Source organism: Bacillus sp. BSL6, from assembly GCF_052928345.1.
The window spans coordinates 352,962-376,955 of record NZ_JAVGCW010000002.1 but is presented as its reverse complement, the minus strand read 5'-3'; the positions used below and the strand labels follow the sequence as shown (position 1 = coordinate 376,955).

Genomic DNA, 23,994 nt, shown 5'->3' with positions numbered 1-23,994 from the left:
GATTGAAAAAGAATAACGTATTTTTTATGTATAAAATGAAATAGTCAATATACAGGAGTATAGACATATGAATAGCCCTTTTTAAAGAAGAGACGTGAAACTATATTGACAAAAAGGCGTTCTCATGTGATAATTCAATTAAATTTTTAGAATAATCAAAAAATACTCCTTTTACATAGAAAGGATTCGAACATTATATGAATATTACGCCGGGGGTGACGAAATGTTATTTTTTCTAAAGAAATGGAATGAATTAAAAGATGTGAAATCTGAACTAGCACTTCGTGATTGGTTTTATGGTACAAAAATTAGCTTATCACTTTGTACGTCAAAAGAGCCGTTAACTTTTTTAGTAAACGTTGAAGGAAGAGATAAAGGGTTATTTTCAGAAGAAGATTTTATTGTTGTAAACTGTATGTGTGAACCAGTATTTGAAAATGAAGAAAAACCAGCTGCGGAATCATTTATGCATGCAGATATTTATAAAAAAAGTAGTGCAGAATGTATTTTACAAGTACAGACTGTAGATAGTCATTTAATATCAGAGTTGTATGGAGAAAAAGGGGAAGTAACATTCGATAAACGTAGCGTGGAACGTGTTTTTGGAAAAGAAGGTATAACAGAAATGACAATTCCCATTGTAGAAGATGAGAAAAAATTCGCAGATTTATTAGAGAATAATGTGCCGAATTTTATTGAAGGTGGAGGAGTAGTTCTCGTTCATAATTATGGCATGATTGTGTGGGGAAAAACTCCAGAATACGCGAAAAAATGGTTGGAGGGTATAGAATATTTAATGAACTACCATGTAAAATTGTTAATGATAAAAGGTGCAAAGAGCTCTGTTATATGAAATGTTTGTGATGTCGTTACAAGTCAATAGGTAAATGAAAGCGTTTTAAAAATAATTTTACTCATAAAATATAGGTCTCCTTATTATATATAGATTACATGTTGACATGTAAGGAGGAACATATTTTGCGAGTTAAATATCATTTTCTGCCAAAACAGCAAGTAACATTTTGCAAAATGAACGATTCAGGTAAGAAGGCTCTGCAAATTATGAATGAAACGGGATTTCGAGCAATCCCTGTATTAGCAGAAGATGAAAAGAAATTCATGGGGATTATTTATAAAGTGGATCTTTTAGAAAAGAAGTGTAATGGTGGATTAGAGGAATTAAGTACGGAACATATGCTGGAAGATTCCACTGCATTTATTTTTGAAAAGGACTCTTTTTTCAGAGCATTTTATGTTATTCGTCGTTTGCCGTTTTTAGCTGTACTAAATGATTATAATGAATTTGTTGGCATCTTAACGCATTCCAATATATTTGATGTTATTGAGGATTCATTTGGTATGCGGACGGGTGGTTATATATTAACGATTGCAACACAAGATTGTAAGGGAACGATTAAAGAACTTGGGACATTGTTGAAAGCATTTCATATCGGTGGACTATTTACGCTAGATAACGGCGATCAATATATTCGCCGCGTTATTGTCAATATAACAGATGAGTTAAATGAAAAAAGATTAAAGCAATTAATCGAAAAAATAGAGAAAAAAGGATTCAGGGTGAGTCATGTAGATTATATTTAAGATGAAAAGGAAAGGGAGCAATTTGCTATATGCAGATTGCTCTCTTTTTTAGTTTGAGTCATGAATCTTATTTTGAAACAGGAGGCGGAGATAATGCTAAATCGGATAAAAAAATAAAATCTGCATGTTCACGAATTTTAGGAATAGAGGTTTCTATAACACGTGATGTAATTTCACCTGGAGGCCCAACATGTCCGATAGCTACCATAATCGGTTTTTCTTGAAGTTTTTTAATGAGTAATTGGGCTTGTTTTGAAATATGAGCCGCTGTGTACACGTCATCAAAAAATAATTGATTTTCAATAATTGGTACTCCTAATTCTTTCCCGATTTTTGGGACGACACTCTTAGGATTTGTTTTGCTATCTAAATAAAATAAACCGTGTTTTTTACAAGCTGCGAGTATAAGTCGTACAATTCTTTCGTCTGCAGTCACCTTTGATCCCATATGATTATTCATCCCAATTGCATGTGGTACTTCTTGAATCGCTTGTTCGAGTCGATTATTTATTTCTTCGTCGCTTAAATCAGTTGTAATTGCTTTTGGTCCAAGCCATTCTTTTTTACCTTTAATCGGTTCCATTGGCATATGTATAATAACTTCGTGTCCTTTCTTATGAGCCGCTATCGCATCTTCTTTTGTGGAAGGAAGAAAAGGCATAACAGCAACAGTTAGTGGAATAGGAAGTGATAACATTTTATCAGTTCCTTTCATATTATTGCCGAAGTCATCAATGACAATAGCTACTTTATTTGTATGGGCCTTGGCCTCAACAGGAAACAAGAAGGATGGTAAAAACATAGTCAAAATAAGCAATGCAATCGTATATTTGTGCATATAACTATTTCCTTTCTATATTATCAATCACCATTATGGTTTGCGTTTTTATATAAATTAAACAAAAAATGTCGAAGAAAAGTATATGGAAAATAGGGAATCCGCTATTTAATTGGTGTTTGTAAAAAAAGGAGATAAAAAAATTGTCTATTATTGCGAATGTATTTACAAAGATAGAATAATTTGTAATAATTCTCAAAGTGAGGGTAAAGATTTGTAAATTACAGGGAGAAAATGTTAAATTTTCTGATTCTTCAAATTCAAATATGATAAGCAGTTAAAAGTTCAATGGAGAAGTGAAGTAGAGAGCATGGAAGTATAATAAGGGGGATATGAATGTTTACTGTAAAAAGGAAGTACACATTAGAAAAGCTTTCACGTGATATTCATATGAAACGTGAAGAGATGATTCAATTAGGTTTAACGAGTGGGTTAAATAGTACGGAGACGATTCAAGTTAGTCAAGAATTGGACAAGCTTATTTTACAGTACCAGTGTTATAAAGAAAAACAAACACCAAAATGGTTATCAATTATAAAGGTACCTATTTTTCAAATTGGGTATGAAGGGAAATCAAGTAATTTTTGGCGAATGCTTGTGGCTGGTTTTATGAAATAAGTATAATTACCCTTTAGGGATAAGGATAATTATACTATGTGTAACGGAATTTCGATATGAACTGTCGTTCCTTCGTTTTCTATACTGTTAATAAAAATATGCCCGTTGTACATCTCTATAATTCGTTTACATATGACAAGTCCAAGACCTGTTCCAGTATCTTTATTAGTAAAGAACGGATGAAAGAGGTGTTTTTGAATATGTTTTGGAATCCCTTTTCCAGTATCTATAATTTGCAATTGTGCGTGTGTTTCATTGTTTGTTACGAAAATAGTTAGTGTATCGCCAGAAGTCATAGCTTCAATTGCATTTTTTGTAATGTTTAAAACCACTTGTTTCATATGGTCTTTTGAGCACCGGATATGAACAGGACGGTCTGGCAAATGTAAATGGAATACAATATTATGTAGATTCGCCTCAGATTGAATAATTAATGCTACCTCATTTAGAATGGTTCTCACATCATATGTTTGTTCAATGATTGCAGTTGGCTTTCCAAGAATAAGAAATTCACTTACAATTTCATTAATTCGTTCTATTTCTTGTTCGATGATGGAAAAATAGAACTGATCTTGTTCATCTTTATATTTCTCTTTTAATAGAGCGACGAGCCCTTTAATTCCGGTAAGTGGATTACGGATTTCGTGGGCGGTACTAGCTGCAAAAGTTCCAACTAATTCAATTTTTTGTAGTTCATTTTGTTGTCTTTCTAGTTTTGTTTGTCGTTTTAACAACACATATTGAGCGAGTAAAAATAAAATTGACATTAAAAATAAAGTAGCTATACATTCTACGGCAACCCACTGATTTAAAGTTTTTTGATGAATAGGTAACGGAGAAACAGAGACCTTCCAATCTAATCTTTGGAGTGGAGTAGTAAGCATATTAGAATGTGCATCACTTGTTTCGTTATTATCATCGGTTAGAAAAACTACATCATACTTATCAGTTACTTCAAAATGGTATTGTGGCTTAATGGCATTTAAAGATGATGAAATGTAGTCAAAGCGTAAACTTGCTAACAATAAGCCTGAGAGCTCCTTCTGTTTATTAAAAATGGGGGAAGCAATCATAATAGCTTGATGGCCAAGAACACGATCTGTAATGACGGATGATACAGTTGTTTTCTTAGTTTGTAATGCGTTTTGAATATATTTACGATCTGAGACATCAACAGGTGGTTGGTCACCTTCCGATGCGATTGTAATGATACCTTCTGGTGTAGCGTAATATAGACCAGAAAAACGTGCATCGTTTCCATCTGTATCATGTACAATTTCTTTCATCCCATTAATATTTCCAGTCTCGGTTCCTACGACCTTTGCGAGCATTTCTAGGGCAGAAATTGCTTCGCCAAGGTGGTGATCTAAATAGTCTCTATATAAAAAGAGAACCGTATGGGCAACTTGTTTATTTTCTTGTTTCATTTTATACGAATGATATGAATAAAATGTAGCACCAATCCCTGTTGTTGGTAGGATAACAAGCAATATATATAAAACTATGCTGTGGAATTTGAATTTCAAATTTGGTACTCCTTCTTTTTTATTATCATTATATATAAACTATGTTAAAATTGTCATGTTTTTATTCAAGAATCATTCATAATATATTTGGGGAGAGATAATGAATGAGTGAATACTCATTCGGAATTTATATGAAGTACTATTTTGTTCTTTTTATTATTGAGAATTTAAGTGAAGGGTTGAAAGTTGTATGACATCAAATAATGAACGAGAAGATATTTCTCAATCTTTAAAAGTATTTATTGCATTATCTCGTGTACATCGTTCTGTTATGGATACGACAAATAAGTCTATACAAAGTAACGGTTTAAATCCAACTGAGTTTGCTGTATTAGAACTGCTATATCATAAAGGCGGTCAACCACTTCAGCAAATTGGTGAGCGTATTTTAATAGCTAGTGGCAGCATTACATATGTTGTAGATAAGTTAGAGAAAAAGGGACTAGTAAAGAGAATTCCATGCCCGAATGACCGACGTGTTATTTATGCACAATTAACTGAATCTGGAGAGAACTTTATTTCTTCTATTTTTCCAGGGCATGAGCAAGTTATTCATCAGTCTTTTGAAATGTTAACGAAAGAGGAAAAGGAAGAATTACTGGATCTATTAAAAAAGATTGGAAAGTATGAAAAGTAATAATATGTTCCAAAGGAGCTTTGGATAAAGAAATCCAAAGCTTTTTTGTTTACATGTAATGATGGCAGGATATGCCGTATTTTGTTGAAGAATAAGAGGAGATTTGGAAGTAAGTATTGAATTATAGTAAAGGATGCATTTAATGGAGAGGAGGCTCGTTCATGTCATTTAAAGACTATGAATATAAAAGGCCAAATATTGAAGAATTAAAAGAGAAGTTTACAGCTGCTTTAGAGAGGTTTGATAACGCAAAAACTGTAGAGGAACAAAAACAAGTCATTCATTCAATTAACGAAATTCGTAACGATTTTGGTACAATGGGGAATCTTTGTTACATTCGTCATTCTGTTGATACAACAGATGCTTTTTATAAGAAAGAGCAAGATTTCTTTGATGAATTCTCTCCAGTTGTACAAGGATATGGTACAAAATATTATAATGCGTTAATTCATTCTCCATTCCGTGAAGAATTAGAAGCGTATTATGGGAAGCAATTATTTGCTCTTGCGGAGTGTGATTTAAAAACATATTCTGATGAAGTCGTGAAGGATTTACAATTAGAGAATAAATTGTCTTCACAATATACACAATTATTAGCATCTGCAAAAATTGATTTTGCAGGAGAAGAAAGAACTTTATCACAGCTTATTCCATTTATGCAAGGGAAAGAGAGAAGTGAACGTAAAGCAGCAAGTGAGGCGTATTACGGATTTTTAGCTGAGAATGAAGAAGAGTTAGATCGTATTTATGACGAGCTTGTTAAAGTGAGAACGAAAATCGCCAAATCTTTAGGTTTCAAAAACTTTGTTGAACTTGGATATGCAAGAATGTACCGTACAGATTATAATGCGGAAATGGTAGCAAATTATCGTCAGCAAGTGCTAGATTATATCGTTCCCGTTACAACGGAATTAAGAAAACGTCAACAAGCACGTATCGGTGTAGAGAAGTTAGCATATTACGACGAAAACTTTGAATTCCCTACAGGTAACCCAACTCCAAAAGGAGATGCGGATTGGATTGTTAATCATGGAAAAACGATGTATAAAGAGTTATCAGCTGAAACAGATGAATTTTTCAATTTCATGTTAGATAATGATTTATTAGATTTAGTTGCGAAAAAAGGAAAAGCTGGCGGTGGATATTGTACATATATTGAGAATTATAAAGCGCCGTTTATCTTCTCGAATTTTAACGGAACGTCTGGTGATATTGACGTATTAACACATGAAGCAGGCCATGCTTTCCAAGTATACGAAAGTCGTAAATTTGAAATTCCAGAATATAATTGGCCAACATATGAAGCGTGTGAAATTCACTCTATGAGTATGGAATTCTTCACATGGCCATGGATGAAGTTATTCTTTGAAGAAGATGCAGATAAATATTACTTCTCTCACTTAAGTTCAGCACTTCTGTTTTTACCGTATGGTGTATCTGTTGATGAATATCAACATTATGTATATGAAAACCCTGAAGCATCACCAGAAGATCGTAAGACAGCATGGCGTAATATAGAGAAAAAGTATTTACCGCATCGTGATTATGAAGATAATGATTATTTAGAGCGCGGTGGATTCTGGCAACGTCAAGGACATATTTATAGCTCGCCGTTCTACTATATTGACTACACGTTAGCACAAATTTGTGCACTGCAATTTTGGAAACGTGCAAGAGATAATAGACAAGAGGCGTGGGAAGATTATGTGAATCTGTGCCAACAAGGTGGAAGTAAATCATTCTTGGAATTAGTAGAAGTTGCCAATTTAACATCACCATTTACTGAAGGCTGTGTGAAAAGTGTTATTACAGAAATTGAAGCATGGCTACAAGCAATTGACGACACAAAATTGTAAAAAACATGCGCTTTTTTTCACATGTTTAACATCGACATAATGAGAAAATGATGAGATAATAAAAGAAAATTCAGAATACTAAAGAGGTGTTTCTAATAAGGAGCGCCTCTTTTCACCAACAAAAGGGGGGAAAGAAGTATGCTTCAATCTAATATGGATGTGAGTTTAGAAAGTTTAGTGAACTCATTACAGTCTACCCGAAGCACGCTATTGTCAGAAATTGAAATGTTAAATGATACAGAAGTGAATGTAAAGCCACGTCGTGATAAATGGAGTATTATTCAAATTTTGCATCACTTGCATTTAGTTGAACAATCTGTCACGTCTGCCCTTGTATATGCCTTACAAAAAAATGAAAGAAACACGACTCCATTTAAAGACCTCCAACTTACGCTGGATCGCACACATAAACGAGAAGCTCCTCAGCAAATGAAACCAACAGAAACGCTAATGAAAAAACAGCAAGGAATCCAATTACTAGAACATTCACGACAAGAACTATTACATGCGCTTCATAGCGTTATAGATGAAAAAGACCTATTTGAAAATGGGTTAAAGCATCCTGTTTTTAATGATCTGAATTTATATCAGTGGGTTCAATTTCTTGATTTGCATGAACAAAGACATCTTACGCAGTTAAAAGAAGCGAAACACGCAATTTTACAGCGATAATTAGGAAGAAGTGGGAGACCACTTCTTTTTCATATGTGCATAGTTTTTCTTCTTATTTTGGAATACTACAGAGAGAAAGAAAAGAAGGAGTTGAAAAGTATGTCCAATAAAAAGAAAGAAGAAGAGCGCGCTTGGAAAGCACGTAAAGAAAATCAAAAACCACATGGAAAAGTGAAAGCTTTTGCTGAATTAGTTGAAGGAACAGAAAAAACGTGATGAGTATTTCATCACGTTTTTTGTATGAGTGGAAAAGTTAATAAGAAAGTTGTACCTGTACCTTTTTCACTTATAATATCAATTTTTCCGTTCATAGCTTGCACAACACTGAATACGACCATCATTCCAAGACCAGTACCTTTTTCTTTTGTTGAATAGAAAGGGGATCCAAGACGTTTTACTTGTTCTTGATCCATACCAACTCCTGTATCTTTTATATATAATTGAATATGTTTATGATCAGGAACTAATGTGAAATAAAGATCACCGCCTTTTGGCATGGCCTCAATGCAGTTTTTTAAAATATTTAACAAACATTGATTTAGTTTTTGTTTTTCTCCCGCGATAAAAAAAGAAGTACTTTGCTTTATATAATGTGTACGCACATTTGTTAAATTAGCAAGCGGTGTAATTAACGATAATGCATGCAGTAGTTCTTCTTCTAACTGTAATGTTTGTTCTTTTTCAATACTTGGTTTTGCAAAGGTTAAATAATCTGTAAGAACGTGATTTGCTTGTTCGATTCCGTTGATGGCTATGTCAATATATAATTTTCGCTCTTGCTCAGTGCATGTACCTGACTGCAAAAGTTGTAAAAATCCTTTTGTTGAAGTTAACGGATTGCGAATCTCATGAGAGATGGACGCTGCCATTTCGCCAATTAAATGAAATTTTTCAGCATTCATAAGTTCGTTTTGGAGACGAACTTGAGTTTGTAATATGTGTAGTAAATATAAAATAAGAATCGTACCAAGTATCGTACATAACTCATACACAATAATATGTGGTATATAATCAGTCTTATTTGTAACCTTTGAAAGGAAGAAAGGTATCCAACTCAATCCGTATGTGAGACTATATATAATAGCGAGTATTATTTTTATACGATTAGAAGTTCGATTGAAAAATTTGTATGTAAATAGTAGAACAATAAATAGAAGGATAGAACCGATAAGCGATGGGAAAACACCTATTCCTCCTAATAAGAAGCGATATATATTTAATACAACTAATATTGATCCACCAGCAATAGGACCTCCGGTTAATGTACCGACAACTAATACGATATGACGCATATCAAATTGAAATCCATAATTTGTTTTTGCTGCGAAAGTGATACATAGTATAGTAACGAGGCAGCATAATACAATAAATATAGCTGAATTTAATTTAGGAGAGCGTTTCCCTTTTTGATTCCAAAATAAATGGTATACGAGCATTGTAACAAGGATGAATAATATATTTAGAAAGAGATAAATAATAAAGGATTTCAGTGGGATGCCTCCTCTCTTCTTATAGTAAATTAATCATACTATAAAATGAAAGAAATGAAATGAGAAATAGCGGAAAAATCAGAAATTTTTTCTGGTAGTATACAATATGTTACAATAAGCTTTGTCAATGAAAGAAGGAATTCCGTGCAATGCACGGGAGAGGTTCGCGAACTCCCTCTATAAAAAACTATGGAAACAACAATATCTTTAGGTATTGTTTTGTTTTTTTATTGTGACAGTTCAAGAACGTTCTTTCTTCTTATTCGTAGTAGAGAAGGAGAATGAGTGAAATGAAAAAAGAAAAGGCAGTTGTTGTTTTTAGTGGAGGACAAGATAGTACGACATGTTTATTTTGGGCAATGGAGCAGTTTGCAGAAGTAGAGGCTGTAACGTTTAATTACAATCAACGTCATAAGTTAGAAATTGATTGTGCAGCGGAAATTGCAAAAGAGCTAGGAATTAAACATACGGTACTAGATATGAGTCTATTAAATCAACTTGCTCCAAATGCGTTAACGAGAACGGATATGGAGATTACACATGAAGAAGGGGAATTACCATCGACGTTTGTAGATGGACGAAATTTACTATTCTTATCATTTGCTGCTGTATTAGCAAAACAAGTTGGAGCACGTCATATTGTAACGGGTGTATGTGAAACTGATTTTAGTGGTTATCCAGATTGCCGTGACGTGTTTGTGAAATCGTTAAACGTTACTTTAAATTTATCCATGGATTATCCGTTTGTGATTCATACACCACTTATGTGGATTGATAAAGCGGAAACATGGAAATTATCAGATGAACTTGGAGCATTCGAGTTTGTTCGAGAAAAAACATTAACATGTTATAACGGAATCATTGGTGATGGTTGCGGTGAATGTCCAGCATGTCAACTTCGTAAAGCAGGATTAGATACGTACCTACAAGAACGCGAAGGAGCGAGCAACTAATGGATAATTTCTTTGGATTTCGCATCGTAGAAAATTTGCAAAAAATGGACAAGGATATTCAGCGTAAACAGCTCAAATATCATAATAAAAGAGTAATGGTCAGCAAGGAATTTACATTTGATGCAGCACACCATTTACACTGTTATGAAGGGAAATGTAAAAACTTACATGGTCACACATATAAAGTTGTATTTGGGATTAGTGGATATGTAAATGAAATCGGTCTTGCAATTGACTTTGGAGATATAAAAGAAATTTGGAAGAATGAAATAGAAATTTATTTAGATCATCGTTATTTAAACGAAACGTTACCAGCGATGAATACAACTGCTGAAAATATGGTCGTTTGGATTTATGAAAAGATGGCAGAGGCGTTAACAAAAGATAATCGTGCGAACGAATATAAAGGAGCTCGTGTTGAATTTGTTCGTCTGTTTGAGACGCCAACTAGTTATGCGGAAGTAAGACGGGAGTGGATGCTCGATGAGTAAAATTCCGGTCTTAGAAATATTTGGTCCGACTATTCAAGGTGAAGGAATGGTTGTAGGACAAAAGACGATGTTTATCCGTACAGCTGGCTGTGATTATAGCTGTGCTTGGTGTGATTCTGCTTTTACGTGGGATGGATCGGCTAAAGATCAAATTAGACAGATGACAGCAGAAGACGTTTGGAATGAGCTTGTAGAAATTGGCGGCGAAAATTTTTCTCATGTTACGATTTCAGGTGGAAATCCGGCATTGCTGAAAAATATTGAGTTTCTTCTTTCTATATTAAAAGAGAATGGAATGCGAACGGCAATCGAAACGCAAGGGAGCAAATGGCAAGATTGGTTACTTGAAATTGATGAAATAACGATTTCTCCAAAACCACCGAGTTCGACGATGAATACTGATTTTCAGAAGTTAGATGATGTAATTCAGAAGCTAGCAGGAAAAGATATTAGCTTAAAGGTAGTAGTATTTGACGATTATGATTTTGAGTATGCAGTTAAGATGCACGAACGTTATCCAGATGTGCCATTTTTCTTACAAGTAGGAAATGATGATACAAAAACTGTGGATGATGCGATGTTGATTAAAAAGCTATTAGATAAGTATGAGTGGCTTATTGAAAAAGCGGTTAACTGCAAAGAAATGAATAATGCAAAAGTATTGCCGCAGCTTCATGCGTTAGTATGGGGAAATAAACGCGGAGTATAATGAGAAGGGATGTTTAAAATGGCAGGAAGATTAGATGAAGATTTAAAAGATGTAACATTATTAGGAAATCAAAATACAAAATATTTATTTGAATATAGCCCAGAAATTTTAGAGGTTTTTGATAATAATCATCCAAACCGTGATTATTTTGTAAAATTCAATTGTCCTGAATTTACAAGCTTATGTCCGAAAACAGGCCAACCGGATTTTGCAACAATTTATATTAGCTACATTCCAGAACAAAGAATGGTAGAGAGTAAATCTTTAAAACTATATTTATTTAGTTTCCGCAATCATGGTGACTTCCACGAAGATTGTATGAACGTTATTATGAATGACTTAATTAAATTAATGGATCCACGTTACATCGAGGTATGGGGTAAATTCACACCACGTGGAGGGATTTCAATTGATCCTTACTGTAACTACGGTCGCCCAGGAACGAAGTATGAACAAATGGCTGACTACCGCATGATGAACCATGATTTATATCCAGAAACAATTGATAATCGTTAATATATAATAGAAAGAAAGGATCTGTATAACATACAGATCCTTTCTTTCTATTATATTATGCATTTTGATTAATGACAGTATAGTTTTTATGACTTACAACTGTAAGAGGTTCCATATCTAGTTCTCTAAAATTCTCCATAATTGTTATATCTACAATAACGGAGTTTTGATTTACTTTTTGAACACGGCCTTGCATTCCACCTTTAAATTCAATGATATCTCCAGTTTCTGCGATCTGCATAAGCAACTCTCCTTGTTACAGTTTTCCCAAAAAAGAATAATTTTGGTTTTTTTATTTCCTCTTATTTTGAACCATATTGTCCACTTTGTAAATGTTTCCAAAGTAAAAATTCGAAAAATATTCACTTTTTGTAAGAAAATATGCAAAAATGTCATGTTATTAGAAAAAAAGAAAGGTTTAAATGCAGACATCTTTATATAGGGGTATAATAAAAACATACAATAACCTACTAAAGTGGGAGAAATTAGAGGCGGTAAAATGATGTTTGAATTTGTGGGGAGTGTTATAGTATTAACTTTATTTGTATTTTCTTATATAAATTTAAAAAAGATTCGTCATCATGAAACGACTACATATTTTGATGGGATGGATGGGATACATGCTGGGGTCACACATGAGAGTGGGGGGGATATGTAAAGTTGTATAACTTTCTTTTTTTGCGTGGTATGATATGTAAAAATAGTACATAATAGAGTTCGTAAGTGATGAATGGAGAGTGGAAAGAATGAAGATTTCTTTTATTCGTCATGGTCGCTTAAATCGTACTATAGAACCAATGACGGTTACATCCTTTCATGAATGGATGAAAGGATATGACTTACATACTATAACAAAAAAAGTACCAGTACCTACGGAAACAAGGGAAGCGGTTGAAGCGGCAAAATTGATTGTAACGAGTGATCAAAAGTGTGCTGTACAGTCAGCAGCTGAATTAATGGATTCTTTATCGTTTATACAAAATCCTCTCTTTAGAGAAGCTGCAGTTCCGACGAGCTTTTATGCTCCAAAATGGTTGAAGTGTAAACCTAACGTATGGATGTTTATCGGACGAACATTATGGATACTTGGTTACCATAAAGATGTTGAGTCTTATAAGGAAGTAAGAGAGAGGGCGAGACAAGCGGCTTACTTATTACATCGTTACGCTCTCGTACATGGAAGTATTGCTCTTGTAGGTCATAATTATGTGAATGTAATGATTGGTGCCGAACTGAGAGCGATGGGATGGTCTGGTTCTCCTATTTTGCACAGAGAGCCATGGGGATGTACAACATATACGTTTCATGAGGCGATGAATGGAAATGTATTAAATACGAATTTAACATAAAAGCACACGATTTATATAAATCGTGTGCTTTTTTTAAGATATAGAAATTTTGATGTTCAATCGTTTTACGAGATGTGCATAAGGTTCGCCTACAAGCATAACGATTTGATCTTTTTTATAACCTAGTTTTTCGTATAGTGAATAGGCACGTTTGTTTTCTAAATTAACAAGTAATGCGATCTTTTCATGATCCTTTTCAGTTGCATAAATTTCAGCAGCTTCAATTAATTTAGAACCAATTCCTTTTCCGCCATATACACTTGAAACGGATAAAGTATCAATGTAATATTCATCAAGTTCAGCTTCTTTTTCTAACGTAATCGATTCATCTTTATGTAATTCTCTTAAGTGATGTACGATTGGTGCATCAAGCATTGTTGCTTCACTACCGTGATAAGCGACAATAACTCCAACTGCATCCCCGTCTTGCTCATATACAAAACAGTTTTCATAGCTCAGTCGATTTTTCTCTTTTGAGAACCATGTTTCAAGTCCTAGTAATACTTCTGTCTCAACTGTGCTACCTGTGATTTTTTCAGCAATTTCGTGCAGAGCGTTATACAATAAAGGTGCTACCAGTTTCGCATCTGTCTTTTTTGCTTTCCGAATCATAGTATCCCTCCTAGTTCTATTCATATATTGTAGCATAGCGGTGTGAAACTTTGCATAATTGAATGTCGAAATGTTTGATATAGAGAAGTAGCTATGTTAGTATATGATATTTAGTGGACATATACTAAAGAGATATCTTTTGAAAAATAATGAAAATGAAATGAAGGTATAGCATCTGGATAATTTTACAGTTGTTGACCTATAGAATATAAGATAAAATAAAATATTGCATAGAGGTGAAATACATGGATAAAGAATTAGCAAATACAATTTTGGATCAGCTGAAAAATGGTGAAATAAAGGAGTATGTTGTTACGAAAGATGTATTTTATACGTTCAGAGAAGTTTTAGTAAATCGAGAAGACTTTAAACATTTCATTGGTAACGCACAGCGCGGCGGACAGGTCATTTATACATATTCAGAAACGCCACGTTCGTAACTAGAAGAATATAGGGGAGGAGACTTATGGGCGATTTTAAACAAAGCATATTACCGCATTGGGATTATATGTGGAAAGATAGAGCTGGCAACCGATTTATGGGGATGGTCATGTATCCAGAGAAAAGAAAGTGTTCCACAAAAATGCTTCAGAAAATAAAAAGAGCATATGAAGAGGCTGTAGAAATTAAAGTAACGGTACAAGTTCAACATACGTATCAGTACATAGAAGGAATGATTGTATACTTTGATGAAGAAGCTCCGGTATGTACAATGATTGATAAAGATGAAAATCCGCATCATATATTTGTAAAAGATATTTTGCGTATTGAGCACTCTGAATAATCTTTTCATAAATAAGTTGAATTTCCATAATAATAATCTTTTTCTATAATAGCTATCTTTTAGTATGTAACGCGAACCGAAACTATATGTATAATATTTAATAAAGTAAAATTGATAAATGTAATCGTTTTTTAGAACAGATTATCGTTTCATGTCTGTTCTTTTTTGCGTGATGCTGGAGAAATATATTCCTCCAGCATTTGCCGTTTTATGACAAAATATATTGGTAACTTTTTTAAAAATAAGGTTAAATTCGTTGACAACTTTTTTGAAAAGCACTTTATTGACATGAGTTTTAGAATGTTGTTTCATAGTCATTGTATTGAAAAAAATTGACGGTCTTGTCGAAAAGTAAAAGTTAAAAAAAGAAAGAATTTATACATATATCTTGTGTCTTATTTTGAAACGTAATACAATATATAGAGAAATCAAGAAATAACATACAGAGAGTATAGATTGAAAAGGGAGGGTCGGAAATGTTAGTTGCATATGATTCTATGACAGGAAACGTAAAGCGTTTCATCCACAAATTAAATATGCCGGCCGTTCAAATTGGTGAAGATCTAGTAATAGATGAAGACTTTATTTTAATTACGTATACAACAGGTTTTGGCAATGTACCAGAACGTGTTTTAGAATTTTTAGAGCGCAATAATGAAAAATTAAAAGGCGTATCTGCAAGCGGCAATCGTAACTGGGGAGACATGTTCGGTGCAAGTGCTGACAAAATTTCTGCTAAATATGAAGTGCCTATTGTATCAAAATTTGAGTTATCAGGAACAAATAACGATGTAGAATATTTTAAGGAAAGGGTGCGGGAGATTGCGACACATTGAACTGAATAATGAAATCACGCAAATGCAGGACGGTTTTTATCAGCTTCATAAAGATAAAGAGGCATTAGAAGTCTTTATGGAAGAAGCTAGAGAGAATACCGTTCATTTTAATAGCGTGGCAGAGCGAATGGAGTATATGAAAGAACATGATTACTATTACAACGTTCTGGACGAGTATAACTTGGAGGAAGTAGAAGAGGTATATAACATCGCTTATGGTGAAAACTTCGAGTTCCAATCTTATATGGCAGCATCTAAGTTCTACAAAGATTATGCGTTAAAAACAAATGATCAAAAACAATACTTAGAAAGCTATGAAGATCGTGTAGCAATTGTGTCATTATACTTAGGACGCGGTGATGTTGCGAAGGCAAAACAATTCGCAAGCATGATTGTCAAACAAAACTACCAACCAGCGACACCAACCTTTTTAAATGCGGGAAGAAGCAGAAGAGGAGAAATGGTGTCTTGTTTCTTGTTAGAGATGGATGATAGCTTAAATTCAATCGGCTTTAACATTAATACTGCAATGCAATTATCAAAAATCGGCGGAGGAGTAGCTTTAAACTTATCTAAGCTACGCGCACGTGGTGAGCAAATTAAAGGTATCGACAACGCTGCAAGTGGTGTAGTACCTGTTATGAAGTTACTTGAAGATTCGTTTTCATATGCGAATCAGCTTGGCCAACGAAAAGGTGCTGGCGCAGTATACTTGAACATTTTCCATTGGGATATTATTGAATTCCTTGATACGAAAAAAATAAATGCCGATGAGAAGAGCCGTATTCAGTCTCTATCAATCGGAATTATCGTTCCAAGTAAGTTCTTTGAGCTTGCTGAGAAAAACGAACCTTTCCATGTTTTCGCGCCTTATACGGTGTATAAAGAATACGGAAAACATTTAGATGACATTGATATTGATGAAATGTACGATGAATTAATGAGCAATCCGAAAGTGAAGAAGAAGCCGCTAGATATTAGTGCACGTGATATGCTTATTAAAATTGCTATGATTCAGCTGGAGTCTGGTTATCCGTATTTAATGTTTAAATCAAATGCAAATAATCAACATCCACTGAAGGATATTGGAACTGTGAAGATGTCGAACTTGTGTTAAATATGTAGCACCTTCTAGTAGAAATGCTAGTCGAAAACTCCGTTAAACGGGGAAAGCCTCAAATTTGAGGTAACCTACCGTGCTAAATCTTATCTTAGAATGAAAATATAAAAGTTCAGAATGTATCTTATTATTTTGTATAGCAGAGTTATGGGACAACATAAAGTAATAAGAGACTTTCTGAAAGATTAAGATAAGTAAAAGCCTAACGACTATCCCTTATGGGAGTAGAGCGCAAGCGATTGGCGTTCGAAAAGCGGAGCACCTAATCAGGTAATGCTGTAGGTGATGATATAGTCTGTCCTGTATGGTGACATACAGCAGTTGCATGAGCAACGGACTGAGGAGTAGCGAACTCGGTTGAACATTCGAGACAGAAATCTTCCAGCTTCAAGAAACTTCTGAAATTAACGATTATGGTACAGATGACATTATCCGTCGTGATATTAACTGTAACTTAGGATCGTTAAATATCGTAAATGTAATGGAAAATAAAGAAATTCGTGAAGCAGTTCATGCGGGAATGGAAGCTTTAACAGCTGTTTCTGATATGACGATCATTCCGAATGCACCAACTGTGAAAAAAGCAAATGATGAGCTTCATTCAGTGGGGCTTGGCGCAATGAACTTACACGGATATTTAGCAAAAAATAAAATCGCTTATGAAAGTGCAGAAGCGAAAGAGTTCGCTCGTACATTCTTTATGATGTTAAATTACTACTCTATTGAGAAAAGTATGGAAATCGCTAAAGAAAAAGGCGAAACATTTAAAGACTTCGATAAATCTGATTATGCGAATGGGACATACTTTGAAAAGTATGAAACGACAGATTACAGCCCAGTAACTGAAAAAGTTCAGCAATTATTTGAAGGAATTCATATTCCAACAAAAGAAGATTGGACAAGTTTAAAAGAGCAAGTGCAGAAGAATGGTTTATATAACTCATATCGTCTTGCTATCGCTCCGACACAATCGATCAGTTACGTTCAAAATGCAACTTCAAGCGTAATGCCGATCGTAAGTCAAATCGAATCAAGAACGTATGCGAATGCGACAACATATTATCCAATGCCGTATTTATCAAAAGATACGTTCTGGTACTATAAATCTTCTTACGATATGAATCAGTTTAAATTAATTGATTTAATCGCAGAAATTCAAGAACATATTGATCAAGGTATTAGTACAATTCTTTACGTTAATAGTGATATTTCAACACGTGAATTAGCACGTTACTACATCTATGCACATAAAAAAGGCTTAAAGAGTCTGTATTATACGAGAACACGTAAATTAAGCGTGGAAGAGTGTGTGGCTTGTACCGTTTAATGGCATATTGCCATACTAAATGAATAACCCAAAAGTATGAGCAGGGTTATGAACCCTGCTCATACTTGGTTTGTTCTACTAAACGGTTAGCTTTTCATTATTAGATGGAAATTTAACCGTTCAGTAGAACAATAATAGATATAGGGGTGATTCAATGCGCGCTGTTAACTGGAATAAAAAAGAAGACGATTTCAGTTTAATGTTTTGGAAGCAAAACATCGCTCAGTTTTGGACAGAAGAAGAAATTGCGGTTTCGTCTGACAAAAATACTTGGGTGCAATTATCGAAAGAAGAGCAAATTGCTTATAAGCGTGTATTAGGTGGTTTAACACTTTTAGATACGAAACAAGGTGGCGAAGGAATGCCTCTTGTACTTGTTCATCTTGAAAATTTACAAGCAAAAAGTGTATTAGCTTTCATGGGTGCTATGGAAGAAGTACATGCGAAGAGTTACAGTCATATTTTCACAACGTTAGCTACTGAAGAAGAAATCGATGATATTTTCGAATGGGTAGACAACCATCCGTTACTTGAGAAAAAGGCTGGTATTATTACAAGTTACTATCGTCGTTTATTAAAGCCTGAAGTAACGAAAAAAGAGTTATACATGGCAATGGTAGCAAGTGTGTTCTTAGAAAGTTACCTATTCTATAGTGGATTCTTCTATCCACTTTACTTAGCTGGTCAAGGAAAACTAACAGCAAGTGGTGAGATTATTAACCTTATTATCCGTTAACTAATAGCGGCTTTTGGTAGAGATACCAATTGAAAAACCCTTTTAATTGCTGGGAACCCCTATTGTAAATTTATCTGTTATATTATTGATGAATACATACATTCAGGTTATTCTCTAACTATCAATGGATGGAAAGGAGAATAGCTGATAGGGCAATCAGCAGCGAAGCCTTTATCTAGCGATAACATGTACGGAATTTACTATTTGAAAATCAATGGGAAGTATTATATTGGTAAAGATGTGCAAGTTTCGAATTTAAAACGAATTAAGGAACATATGTGGATGTTAAAGAGTGGCACACATTATAATAGGTATTTACAAGCAGCATACTGTAAATATGAATTCACCTTAGAATATGGAGTTCTAGAGGAGATAGAATGTTCATTGGAAGAATTGAGTGAGATTGAACAACAGTATATTTGGCAGTATGATTCTTATAATAATGGCTATAATTTAACTTTAGGTGGAGAAGGATTGGGTGGAATTAAATTCACTGAAGAACAATTAGAAAAGAAAAGACAACGTGTTATAGGTGAAAAAAATCCACAATCCAAAATTACAGATGCGCAATTTTTTGAGATTGTAGAATTATTAAAGGACGGCAAGACAAACCCAGAAATTGCTGAAATATATAATCTTCATCCTAATTATGTGTCTTTAATTCGACATAAGAAACGTTTTAAACATCTTTGGGAAAAAGTGCGAAATTATATTCCGGTAAAATCTGAGCACCAACTGAAAACAAGGGGACGTGTTACTCTTGAAATGTTTTTGGACATTGTTCAGATGTTACAAGCCGGTGAATCAAATGCATCCATTGAAAGAAAACATGGGTTATCGAGCGGCACAGGAAGCCGTATCAGACACCGAAAACTGTATAAACAGTGGTGGGTGCGATACGTAGATAAAGGAACGTTCAACGACTATCCCAATGGCGGTGAAATTCCGCAATAGGAGTAGGGCCAAGCGGTGGGTGAGAATCCCTTAAATCGAAATGGAGGGCTACCTGAGAAGGTAGATGATATAGTCTCTTCTTACAGGAAACTGTAAGCTGTATAAACGGCATAGGAGTAGCGAATCTATGTGAAGGTAAAGGATGAGTCAATTCACGGCGTATTCGTCGGTATTTTAGCACAACAAATCTTCGCGGAACTTTCTGCAGAAGATCAACAAGAAGTGCAAAAAGAAACGCAAGAGTTATTAATGGAACTATATGAAATTGAAATGGCATACACAGAAGAAATTTACACTTCTATTGGCCTTGTAGAGGATGTAAATCGTTTCGTTCGTTACAATGCGAATAAAGGACTTATGAACTTAGGACTTGAGCCGAAGTTTGAAGAAGAAGAAATTAACCCAATCGTTTTAAATGGTTTGCGTACAGATACGAAAAACCATGATTTCTTCTCTGTAAAAGGAAATGGTTACGTAAAAGCAACGAACGTTGAAAAGTTATCTGATGATGACTTCGTGTTTAATTTTTAATATATGATCATAAAGAAAAGCTGTCTTATTCATTGATAAGACAGCTTTTCTTTATGATTTTGTTTACATAACACTATTATTTTCATATAACGATTTCTGTTTGAAAAATTCTATCCAGCTAACGGATAGAATCTTTTTGTAAGTAAATGGGTATTTACAATCCTTTTGTATCGGTGTATTATTTAACTAATACACCGATACAAAAGGAGGGAAGAAATGAAAATAGAGTTTTCTCCAAATACACCAATTTACATTCAGGTAATGGAATACATAAAAAAAGAAATCGTAACAGGACATTTATTGCCTGGTGATAAAATTCCCTCTGTACGTGAATTAGCGAGTGAATTACAAGTAAATCCAAATACGATCCAGCGTACATTTCAAGAGCTAGAACGAGATGGGGTTGTTGTAACACGTAGGGGAATGGGACGATATGTAACGAATGAAGGGGAGAAAATTATGGAGCTGCGAAAAGAGATGGCGAAAGAATTACTTCACTCTTTTATAGATGGAATGGACAATTTAGGTTTTTCAGAAGAAGAAATTCTTACAATTCTTCGTTCTTCATTACATGAGAAAAGGGAGGAGAGCGAATGACAGAGCTATTAAAAATAGAAAACTTATGGAAGAGATACGGATTAAAAGCAGTGATTCGTGAATTAAACATAGAGATTACCGAAGGAAAAATTGTTGGACTTGTTGGAGATAACGGGAGCGGGAAAACGACGTTATTGAAAATGATTGCTGGTCTGCAGCATCCATCGCAAGGTAGTATTACAGTAGCTGGTAAAAAGGTAGGATTAGAAACGAAAGAAATTGTTTCTTTTATGTCTGATAAGTCAGTATTTGATGAGTGGATGACTGTAAAAGATTCTTTGTTTTTCTACCGAGACTTTTATAAAGACTTTGATATTCAAAAAGCGGTAGATACGATAGTAGAATTTAAAATACCACTGGAAGAGAGAATTACAGCATTATCAAAAGGGATGGTTGAAAAACTTCAAATCATTTTAACGTTTTCTCGGAGGGCGAAATTATATGTACTAGATGAGCCGCTTGGAGGGATTGACCTCGTTTCTAGAGAACATGTATTAGATTTAATATTACAATTTTATAGAGAAGATTGTACAATGTTAATTTCCACTCATCTAATAAATGAAATTGAAAATATCTTTGATGAAGTGATCTTTTTAAAAGATGGAGAAATTGTACTATATGAGAATGTAGAAGACCTTCGTTTTCAGAGAGGAAAAGCAGTTCATGAATTGTTTAAGGAGGTGTTTAGTAAGTGAAGTCGTTACTTTCTTATTTATGGAATGTGAATAAGAAAAAATATATTGTTACTTTTTTAATTTTTGTGTTAATTGAAGCGATTTTATTTTCACAAATGATTGTAAAAAAGAGTGAGACAGCTGTTGTGAAACAAGAAGCGATATTCGGATTTATTATTATGATCTTCATGTTTTATGTGTTGTATATGTTTTTACAAACGATGAAGTCATGTTCACGTTTACTAACAAATCCATTGTTACGGGTTGCGGCGATATCTGGGAAACAATATGTTTTTTCTATCCTCATCTTCTTTTTTATTGTAATGGCTATATGGTATGGCATATGTGGAATTCTTTTCTATGTAGGTTATGTATTAGCATTTCCTACGACGTATGTATATATAGATGCACAAGAAATTATGCAAGTAGGTATAGTAAAGAATTTAATATATACAATGAGTGATTTGTTTGAATTTTTATTTGCGGTGTTACAAATTTTCTTAGTAGTTACTCTGGTTAAATTGCTTACTAAGAAGAAAAAGATACAAAAAATATTAATTGTTATTATTTCTCTAATTGTAAGTATAGCGATTACTTTAGTGACAACATTGCTAGGGAAATTAGCCCCAGCTTTCCAAGGATTGCGAAGAGAAGAATATCGTAGTGAAAGTAAAGGTCTATTTATTGATATGTTTCAAGAAAATGGATTAAACATTTTTAATATAAGTTTTATGGTGATTGTTAGTGCTCTAATCGTATATGTAATTGCTTATATAATCGATAAAAAACTAGAAGTCTAAAGGAGGAATCAGCATTGGGAAACGTAGTAGTAAAATTAGAGAAGGTTCGAAAAAAAATTGGTGGAACGGAAATTATTCGTGGTTTATCATTTGAAGTTCGTGAAGGGGAAGTATACGGGTTCCTTGGACCAAACGGTAGCGGTAAGACAACGACGATCCGTATGATGACAGGTCTTATTTCAATGACAGAGGGTGATATTACAATTTGCGGTCATAGTATTCGCACGGAGCGTGAAAAGGCGCTAGAGAAAATTGGAGCGATTGTAGAAAATCCTGAACTATATGATTATATGACAGGAATGCAAAACTTAAAGCATTTTGCGAACATGGCAATTACACCAATTAGTAAAGAGCGCATTGCTGAAATTGTAAAACTGGTTGAATTAGAGCATGCGATTCATAAAAAGGTGAAAACATATTCACTTGGTATGAAACAGCGTTTAGGAATTGCACAGGCATTACTTCATCAGCCGAAAATTTTAATTTTAGATGAACCGACAAATGGATTAGATCCAGCTGGTATTCGTCAAATTCGTGATTATTTACAACGTTTAGCGAAAGAAGAGAATATTGCTGTAATCGTATCAAGTCACTTATTAAGTGAAATTGAACTCATGTGTGATCGCGTCGTTATTATTAAGCAAGGTGAGTTTGTACAAGAGTACAACTTACATGAACAAGCAAAACATGATGAGACAGTAGTTGTAGCGTTTGAAGTAGATCAAGTACAGAAAGCAAATGAAATCGTTCAAGGTAAGGCGCAAGGAAATGTCATTGTAGTATCTGTAACGAAAGAAGAAATTCCGCAACTTGTAAAGAAACTTGTGAATGACGATGTGCTTGTATACGGAGTTACTGTTCAAAATAAAACGTTAGAGGATGAGTTCTTAGCGATTACAGGGGGAGTGAAAGCGTAATGTTTAAATTAATTCAAAATGAATTTTTAAAGCTGCATGCGAAAAAAGGAATGTATATTTTAATTGGTGTTATTGCAGTATTGGAGATTTTGGGAGTTTTAGCGATGCTGAAATGGGGAGATGGAAGTGAATTTAAAGGATCCTATTTAGATTTTGCAAGTTCAGAGATTGGTTTAATTACTTTGTTTGCAACAATTTTTGGCATTACGATTGCTTCTCGTATGATTACGGATGAGTTCCAAAAAGGTACAATTAAGCAGTTATTAATCCGTCCAAGAAAACGAATGACAGTTTTATTCTCTAAATATATTACAGTGTTACTTACTATAGTATTTATCATATTTGCTAGTACGTTAATTGCTATGATTATTGGATTAATTGTAATGGATGGTAGTAAAACAGAATTAACGTTAGGAATCGTAATGAAATCTACCTTATATCAAGTACTTTCACCGCTCTTCTTTGCGACGCTTGCATTTTTCTTAGCAAACGTATTTAGAAAATCTGTATTACCATTAATTATTACGATGTTCCTGTTCTTCTTACAAGGAGCAATTAATATGGTATTAATGATGTTTGCAAAAGGCGTAGCGAAGTTTATAGTATTCTTCCATTTGGATTTAAGAGCTTACGATGGCAATAAATTCATTAGTGGCGGAGTAGAACCTACATTCACAGAATTTACGTTTACAACTTCATTATTACTTGTAGCTGCATACTTTGTTGTATTGCTTGTAGCATCAAGTGCATTATTCCAAAAACGTGACGTATTATAATAAAAGAAATCCCCGCTTGTAAAAACGGGGATTTTTATTACATAACTTGCTCAGGTAGTGCAACTTGAAGAGC

28 protein-coding genes, 3 pseudogenes and 1 riboswitch are annotated in these 23,994 nt (G+C 34.0%); of the genes and pseudogenes, 26 read left to right on the top strand and 5 right to left on the bottom strand.

Annotation, left to right across the window (positions count from 1 at the left end):
- The first annotated feature begins 223 nt into the window (after positions 1 to 223).
- Both RCJ96_RS08185 and cbpA read left to right on the top strand, forming a co-directional pair.
- On the top strand, positions 224 to 853 hold the full coding sequence (locus RCJ96_RS08185; protein WP_000895995.1) for a class II aldolase/adducin family protein: 630 nt from the start codon (positions 224 to 226) through the stop codon (positions 851 to 853).
- A gap of 125 nt (positions 854 to 978) precedes the next feature.
- On the top strand, positions 979 to 1,602 hold the full coding sequence (cbpA, locus tag RCJ96_RS08180; protein ID WP_001264219.1) for a cyclic di-AMP binding protein CbpA: 624 nt from the start codon (positions 979 to 981) through the stop codon (positions 1,600 to 1,602).
- Positions 1,603 to 1,669: 67 nt separating this feature from the next.
- Here the strand turns inward: cbpA and RCJ96_RS08175 are convergent, their stop codons facing one another.
- Positions 1,670 to 2,440, bottom strand: coding sequence for a divergent polysaccharide deacetylase family protein (locus RCJ96_RS08175; RefSeq protein WP_000549803.1), 771 nt, complete (start codon positions 2,438 to 2,440; stop codon positions 1,670 to 1,672).
- Positions 2,441 to 2,776: 336 nt separating this feature from the next.
- Between RCJ96_RS08175 and RCJ96_RS08170 the strand changes: the two genes are divergently transcribed.
- Complete coding sequence (locus RCJ96_RS08170) at positions 2,777 to 3,058, top strand: aspartyl-phosphate phosphatase Spo0E family protein (protein WP_000495540.1); 282 nt, start codon at positions 2,777 to 2,779, stop codon at positions 3,056 to 3,058.
- Between the two features lie 29 nt (positions 3,059 to 3,087).
- Here RCJ96_RS08170 and RCJ96_RS08165 read toward each other — a convergent pair whose 3' ends face one another.
- Positions 3,088 to 4,584 (bottom strand): DUF3149 domain-containing protein, encoded by a 1,497-nt coding sequence (locus RCJ96_RS08165; protein ID WP_416504424.1) that lies wholly within the window; start codon positions 4,582 to 4,584, stop codon positions 3,088 to 3,090.
- Positions 4,585 to 4,774: 190 nt separating this feature from the next.
- Here RCJ96_RS08165 and RCJ96_RS08160 point away from each other — a divergent pair, with 190 nt between their 5' ends.
- The 4 genes from RCJ96_RS08160 (at position 4,775) to RCJ96_RS08145 (ending at position 7,965) form a co-directional block, all read left to right on the top strand.
- The gene (locus tag RCJ96_RS08160) at positions 4,775 to 5,221 is read left to right on the top strand and encodes a MarR family winged helix-turn-helix transcriptional regulator (RefSeq protein WP_000203342.1); all 447 of its coding nucleotides are present in this window, start codon (positions 4,775 to 4,777) and stop codon (positions 5,219 to 5,221) included.
- 161 nt (positions 5,222 to 5,382) lie between these two features.
- On the top strand, positions 5,383 to 7,077 hold the full coding sequence (locus RCJ96_RS08155; RefSeq protein WP_000008563.1) for a M3 family oligoendopeptidase: 1,695 nt from the start codon (positions 5,383 to 5,385) through the stop codon (positions 7,075 to 7,077).
- Between the two features lie 138 nt (positions 7,078 to 7,215).
- Entirely contained in the window at positions 7,216 to 7,749 is a 534-nt protein-coding gene (locus tag RCJ96_RS08150) for a DinB family protein (RefSeq protein ID WP_000941973.1), read from the top strand.
- 99 nt (positions 7,750 to 7,848) lie between these two features.
- Positions 7,849 to 7,965 carry a DUF6254 family protein gene (locus RCJ96_RS08145; protein ID WP_000066280.1) on the top strand — a complete coding sequence of 39 codons (117 nt, stop codon included), beginning with the start codon at positions 7,849 to 7,851 and terminating at the stop codon, positions 7,963 to 7,965.
- 11 nt (positions 7,966 to 7,976) lie between these two features.
- Here RCJ96_RS08145 and kinB read toward each other — a convergent pair whose 3' ends face one another.
- Positions 7,977 to 9,185, bottom strand: coding sequence for a sporulation sensor histidine kinase KinB (gene kinB, locus RCJ96_RS08140; protein ID WP_001993722.1), 1,209 nt, complete (start codon positions 9,183 to 9,185; stop codon positions 7,977 to 7,979).
- 207 nt (positions 9,186 to 9,392) lie between these two features.
- A riboswitch (PreQ1 riboswitch) is annotated at positions 9,393 to 9,436 on the top strand.
- Positions 9,437 to 9,529: 93 nt separating this feature from the next.
- On the opposite strand from kinB, the gene queC reads away from it, so the two are divergent.
- Genes queC through queF form a run of 4 tightly spaced genes read left to right on the top strand, consistent with a single transcriptional unit; the run spans position 9,530 to position 11,908 of the window.
- On the top strand, positions 9,530 to 10,192 hold the full coding sequence (queC, locus tag RCJ96_RS08135; RefSeq protein ID WP_000711607.1) for a 7-cyano-7-deazaguanine synthase QueC: 663 nt from the start codon (positions 9,530 to 9,532) through the stop codon (positions 10,190 to 10,192).
- The gene (gene queD / locus RCJ96_RS08130) at positions 10,192 to 10,683 is read left to right on the top strand and encodes a 6-carboxytetrahydropterin synthase QueD (RefSeq protein WP_000368412.1); all 492 of its coding nucleotides are present in this window, start codon (positions 10,192 to 10,194) and stop codon (positions 10,681 to 10,683) included. The genes queC and queD overlap by 1 nt, the downstream gene beginning before the upstream one ends.
- Entirely contained in the window at positions 10,676 to 11,392 is a 717-nt protein-coding gene (gene queE, locus RCJ96_RS08125; protein WP_098669891.1) for a 7-carboxy-7-deazaguanine synthase QueE, read from the top strand. The genes queD and queE overlap by 8 nt, the downstream gene beginning before the upstream one ends.
- A gap of 18 nt (positions 11,393 to 11,410) precedes the next feature.
- Positions 11,411 to 11,908, top strand: a complete 498-nt coding sequence (gene queF / locus RCJ96_RS08120) for a preQ(1) synthase (protein WP_000918895.1) — start codon at positions 11,411 to 11,413, stop codon at positions 11,906 to 11,908.
- 55 nt (positions 11,909 to 11,963) lie between these two features.
- Here the strand turns inward: queF and RCJ96_RS08115 are convergent, their stop codons facing one another.
- A complete protein-coding gene (locus RCJ96_RS08115; RefSeq protein ID WP_001165081.1) occupies positions 11,964 to 12,149 on the bottom strand; it encodes a YkvS family protein in 186 nt (61 codons plus the stop codon).
- 261 nt (positions 12,150 to 12,410) lie between these two features.
- On the opposite strand from RCJ96_RS08115, the gene RCJ96_RS08110 reads away from it, so the two are divergent.
- Entirely contained in the window at positions 12,411 to 12,566 is a 156-nt protein-coding gene (locus RCJ96_RS08110) for a hypothetical protein (RefSeq protein ID WP_070807279.1), read from the top strand.
- Positions 12,567 to 12,654: 88 nt separating this feature from the next.
- Positions 12,655 to 13,257 carry a histidine phosphatase family protein gene (locus RCJ96_RS08105; protein ID WP_270796262.1) on the top strand — a complete coding sequence of 201 codons (603 nt, stop codon included), beginning with the start codon at positions 12,655 to 12,657 and terminating at the stop codon, positions 13,255 to 13,257.
- 33 nt (positions 13,258 to 13,290) lie between these two features.
- Here RCJ96_RS08105 and RCJ96_RS08100 read toward each other — a convergent pair whose 3' ends face one another.
- Complete coding sequence (locus RCJ96_RS08100) at positions 13,291 to 13,869, bottom strand: GNAT family N-acetyltransferase (protein WP_000619531.1); 579 nt, start codon at positions 13,867 to 13,869, stop codon at positions 13,291 to 13,293.
- 245 nt (positions 13,870 to 14,114) lie between these two features.
- On the opposite strand from RCJ96_RS08100, the gene RCJ96_RS08095 reads away from it, so the two are divergent.
- The 13 genes and pseudogenes from RCJ96_RS08095 (at position 14,115) to RCJ96_RS08035 (ending at position 23,921) form a co-directional block, all read left to right on the top strand.
- On the top strand, positions 14,115 to 14,309 hold the full coding sequence (locus tag RCJ96_RS08095; RefSeq protein ID WP_000356683.1) for a hypothetical protein: 195 nt from the start codon (positions 14,115 to 14,117) through the stop codon (positions 14,307 to 14,309).
- Between the two features lie 26 nt (positions 14,310 to 14,335).
- Entirely contained in the window at positions 14,336 to 14,653 is a 318-nt protein-coding gene (locus RCJ96_RS08090; protein ID WP_000502216.1) for a hypothetical protein, read from the top strand.
- A 476-nt stretch (positions 14,654 to 15,129) separates the two neighbouring features.
- Positions 15,130 to 15,489, top strand: a complete 360-nt coding sequence (nrdI, locus tag RCJ96_RS08085; protein WP_000959450.1) for a class Ib ribonucleoside-diphosphate reductase assembly flavoprotein NrdI — start codon at positions 15,130 to 15,132, stop codon at positions 15,487 to 15,489.
- Positions 15,476 to 16,603, top strand: a pseudogene (locus RCJ96_RS08080) (ribonucleotide reductase N-terminal alpha domain-containing protein); the annotation flags it as partial. The gene nrdI and the pseudogene RCJ96_RS08080, both read left to right, overlap by 14 nt.
- 382 nt (positions 16,604 to 16,985) lie before the next feature.
- Positions 16,986 to 17,936: a ribonucleotide reductase gene (locus RCJ96_RS08075; RefSeq protein WP_074543497.1), complete on the top strand. Its 951-nt coding sequence runs from the start codon at positions 16,986 to 16,988 to the stop codon at positions 17,934 to 17,936.
- 154 nt (positions 17,937 to 18,090) lie between these two features.
- Positions 18,091 to 18,669: pseudogene (locus RCJ96_RS08070) on the top strand (ribonucleotide-diphosphate reductase subunit beta); the annotation flags it as partial.
- A 189-nt stretch (positions 18,670 to 18,858) separates the two neighbouring features.
- A complete protein-coding gene (locus RCJ96_RS08065; protein WP_001997017.1) occupies positions 18,859 to 19,626 on the top strand; it encodes a nuclease in 768 nt (255 codons plus the stop codon).
- A gap of 135 nt (positions 19,627 to 19,761) precedes the next feature.
- A pseudogene (locus RCJ96_RS08060) lies at positions 19,762 to 20,157 on the top strand (ribonucleotide-diphosphate reductase subunit beta); the annotation flags it as partial.
- Between the two features lie 216 nt (positions 20,158 to 20,373).
- The gene (locus RCJ96_RS08055) at positions 20,374 to 20,754 is read left to right on the top strand and encodes a GntR family transcriptional regulator (protein ID WP_000687513.1); all 381 of its coding nucleotides are present in this window, start codon (positions 20,374 to 20,376) and stop codon (positions 20,752 to 20,754) included.
- Positions 20,751 to 21,449 (top strand): ABC transporter ATP-binding protein, encoded by a 699-nt coding sequence (locus RCJ96_RS08050; RefSeq protein ID WP_046197214.1) that lies wholly within the window; start codon positions 20,751 to 20,753, stop codon positions 21,447 to 21,449. The genes RCJ96_RS08055 and RCJ96_RS08050 overlap by 4 nt, the downstream gene beginning before the upstream one ends.
- Positions 21,446 to 22,228, top strand: coding sequence for a hypothetical protein (locus tag RCJ96_RS08045; RefSeq protein ID WP_046197215.1), 783 nt, complete (start codon positions 21,446 to 21,448; stop codon positions 22,226 to 22,228). The genes RCJ96_RS08050 and RCJ96_RS08045 overlap by 4 nt, the downstream gene beginning before the upstream one ends.
- A gap of 14 nt (positions 22,229 to 22,242) precedes the next feature.
- A complete protein-coding gene (locus RCJ96_RS08040) occupies positions 22,243 to 23,145 on the top strand; it encodes an ABC transporter ATP-binding protein (RefSeq protein ID WP_270796266.1) in 903 nt (300 codons plus the stop codon).
- Entirely contained in the window at positions 23,145 to 23,921 is a 777-nt protein-coding gene (locus RCJ96_RS08035) for an ABC transporter permease (RefSeq protein ID WP_270796268.1), read from the top strand. The genes RCJ96_RS08040 and RCJ96_RS08035 overlap by 1 nt, the downstream gene beginning before the upstream one ends.
- The last annotated feature ends 73 nt before the right edge of the window (positions 23,922 to 23,994 follow it).

Bases quoted from the DNA above. Each gene is read 5' to 3' on its own strand.
- RCJ96_RS08145 (WP_000066280.1), top strand. From the start codon at position 7,849: ATGTCCAATAAAAAGAAAGAAGAAGAGCGCGCTTGGAAAGCACGTAAA.
- queD (WP_000368412.1), top strand. From the start codon at position 10,192: ATGGATAATTTCTTTGGATTTCGCATCGTAGAAAATTTGCAAAAAATG.
- RCJ96_RS08105 (WP_270796262.1), top strand. From the start codon at position 12,655: ATGAAGATTTCTTTTATTCGTCATGGTCGCTTAAATCGTACTATAGAA.
- RCJ96_RS08175 (WP_000549803.1), bottom strand. From the start codon at position 2,440: ATGCACAAATATACGATTGCATTGCTTATTTTGACTATGTTTTTACCA.
- RCJ96_RS08185 (WP_000895995.1), top strand. From the start codon at position 224: ATGTTATTTTTTCTAAAGAAATGGAATGAATTAAAAGATGTGAAATCT.
- RCJ96_RS08155 (WP_000008563.1), top strand. From the start codon at position 5,383: ATGTCATTTAAAGACTATGAATATAAAAGGCCAAATATTGAAGAATTA.
- RCJ96_RS08065 (WP_001997017.1), top strand. From the start codon at position 18,859: ATGTACGGAATTTACTATTTGAAAATCAATGGGAAGTATTATATTGGT.
- queC (WP_000711607.1), top strand. From the start codon at position 9,530: ATGAAAAAAGAAAAGGCAGTTGTTGTTTTTAGTGGAGGACAAGATAGT.
- RCJ96_RS08050 (WP_046197214.1), top strand. From the start codon at position 20,751: ATGACAGAGCTATTAAAAATAGAAAACTTATGGAAGAGATACGGATTA.
- RCJ96_RS08100 (WP_000619531.1), bottom strand. From the start codon at position 13,869: ATGATTCGGAAAGCAAAAAAGACAGATGCGAAACTGGTAGCACCTTTA.
- RCJ96_RS08150 (WP_000941973.1), top strand. From the start codon at position 7,216: ATGCTTCAATCTAATATGGATGTGAGTTTAGAAAGTTTAGTGAACTCA.
- RCJ96_RS08110 (WP_070807279.1), top strand. From the start codon at position 12,411: ATGTTTGAATTTGTGGGGAGTGTTATAGTATTAACTTTATTTGTATTT.
- RCJ96_RS08160 (WP_000203342.1), top strand. From the start codon at position 4,775: ATGACATCAAATAATGAACGAGAAGATATTTCTCAATCTTTAAAAGTA.
- nrdI (WP_000959450.1), top strand. From the start codon at position 15,130: ATGTTAGTTGCATATGATTCTATGACAGGAAACGTAAAGCGTTTCATC.
- kinB (WP_001993722.1), bottom strand. From the start codon at position 9,185: ATGCTCGTATACCATTTATTTTGGAATCAAAAAGGGAAACGCTCTCCT.
- RCJ96_RS08035 (WP_270796268.1), top strand. From the start codon at position 23,145: ATGTTTAAATTAATTCAAAATGAATTTTTAAAGCTGCATGCGAAAAAA.
- RCJ96_RS08095 (WP_000356683.1), top strand. From the start codon at position 14,115: ATGGATAAAGAATTAGCAAATACAATTTTGGATCAGCTGAAAAATGGT.
- RCJ96_RS08055 (WP_000687513.1), top strand. From the start codon at position 20,374: ATGAAAATAGAGTTTTCTCCAAATACACCAATTTACATTCAGGTAATG.
- RCJ96_RS08115 (WP_001165081.1), bottom strand. From the start codon at position 12,149: ATGCAGATCGCAGAAACTGGAGATATCATTGAATTTAAAGGTGGAATG.
- queE (WP_098669891.1), top strand. From the start codon at position 10,676: ATGAGTAAAATTCCGGTCTTAGAAATATTTGGTCCGACTATTCAAGGT.
- queF (WP_000918895.1), top strand. From the start codon at position 11,411: ATGGCAGGAAGATTAGATGAAGATTTAAAAGATGTAACATTATTAGGA.
- RCJ96_RS08170 (WP_000495540.1), top strand. From the start codon at position 2,777: ATGTTTACTGTAAAAAGGAAGTACACATTAGAAAAGCTTTCACGTGAT.
- RCJ96_RS08090 (WP_000502216.1), top strand. From the start codon at position 14,336: ATGGGCGATTTTAAACAAAGCATATTACCGCATTGGGATTATATGTGG.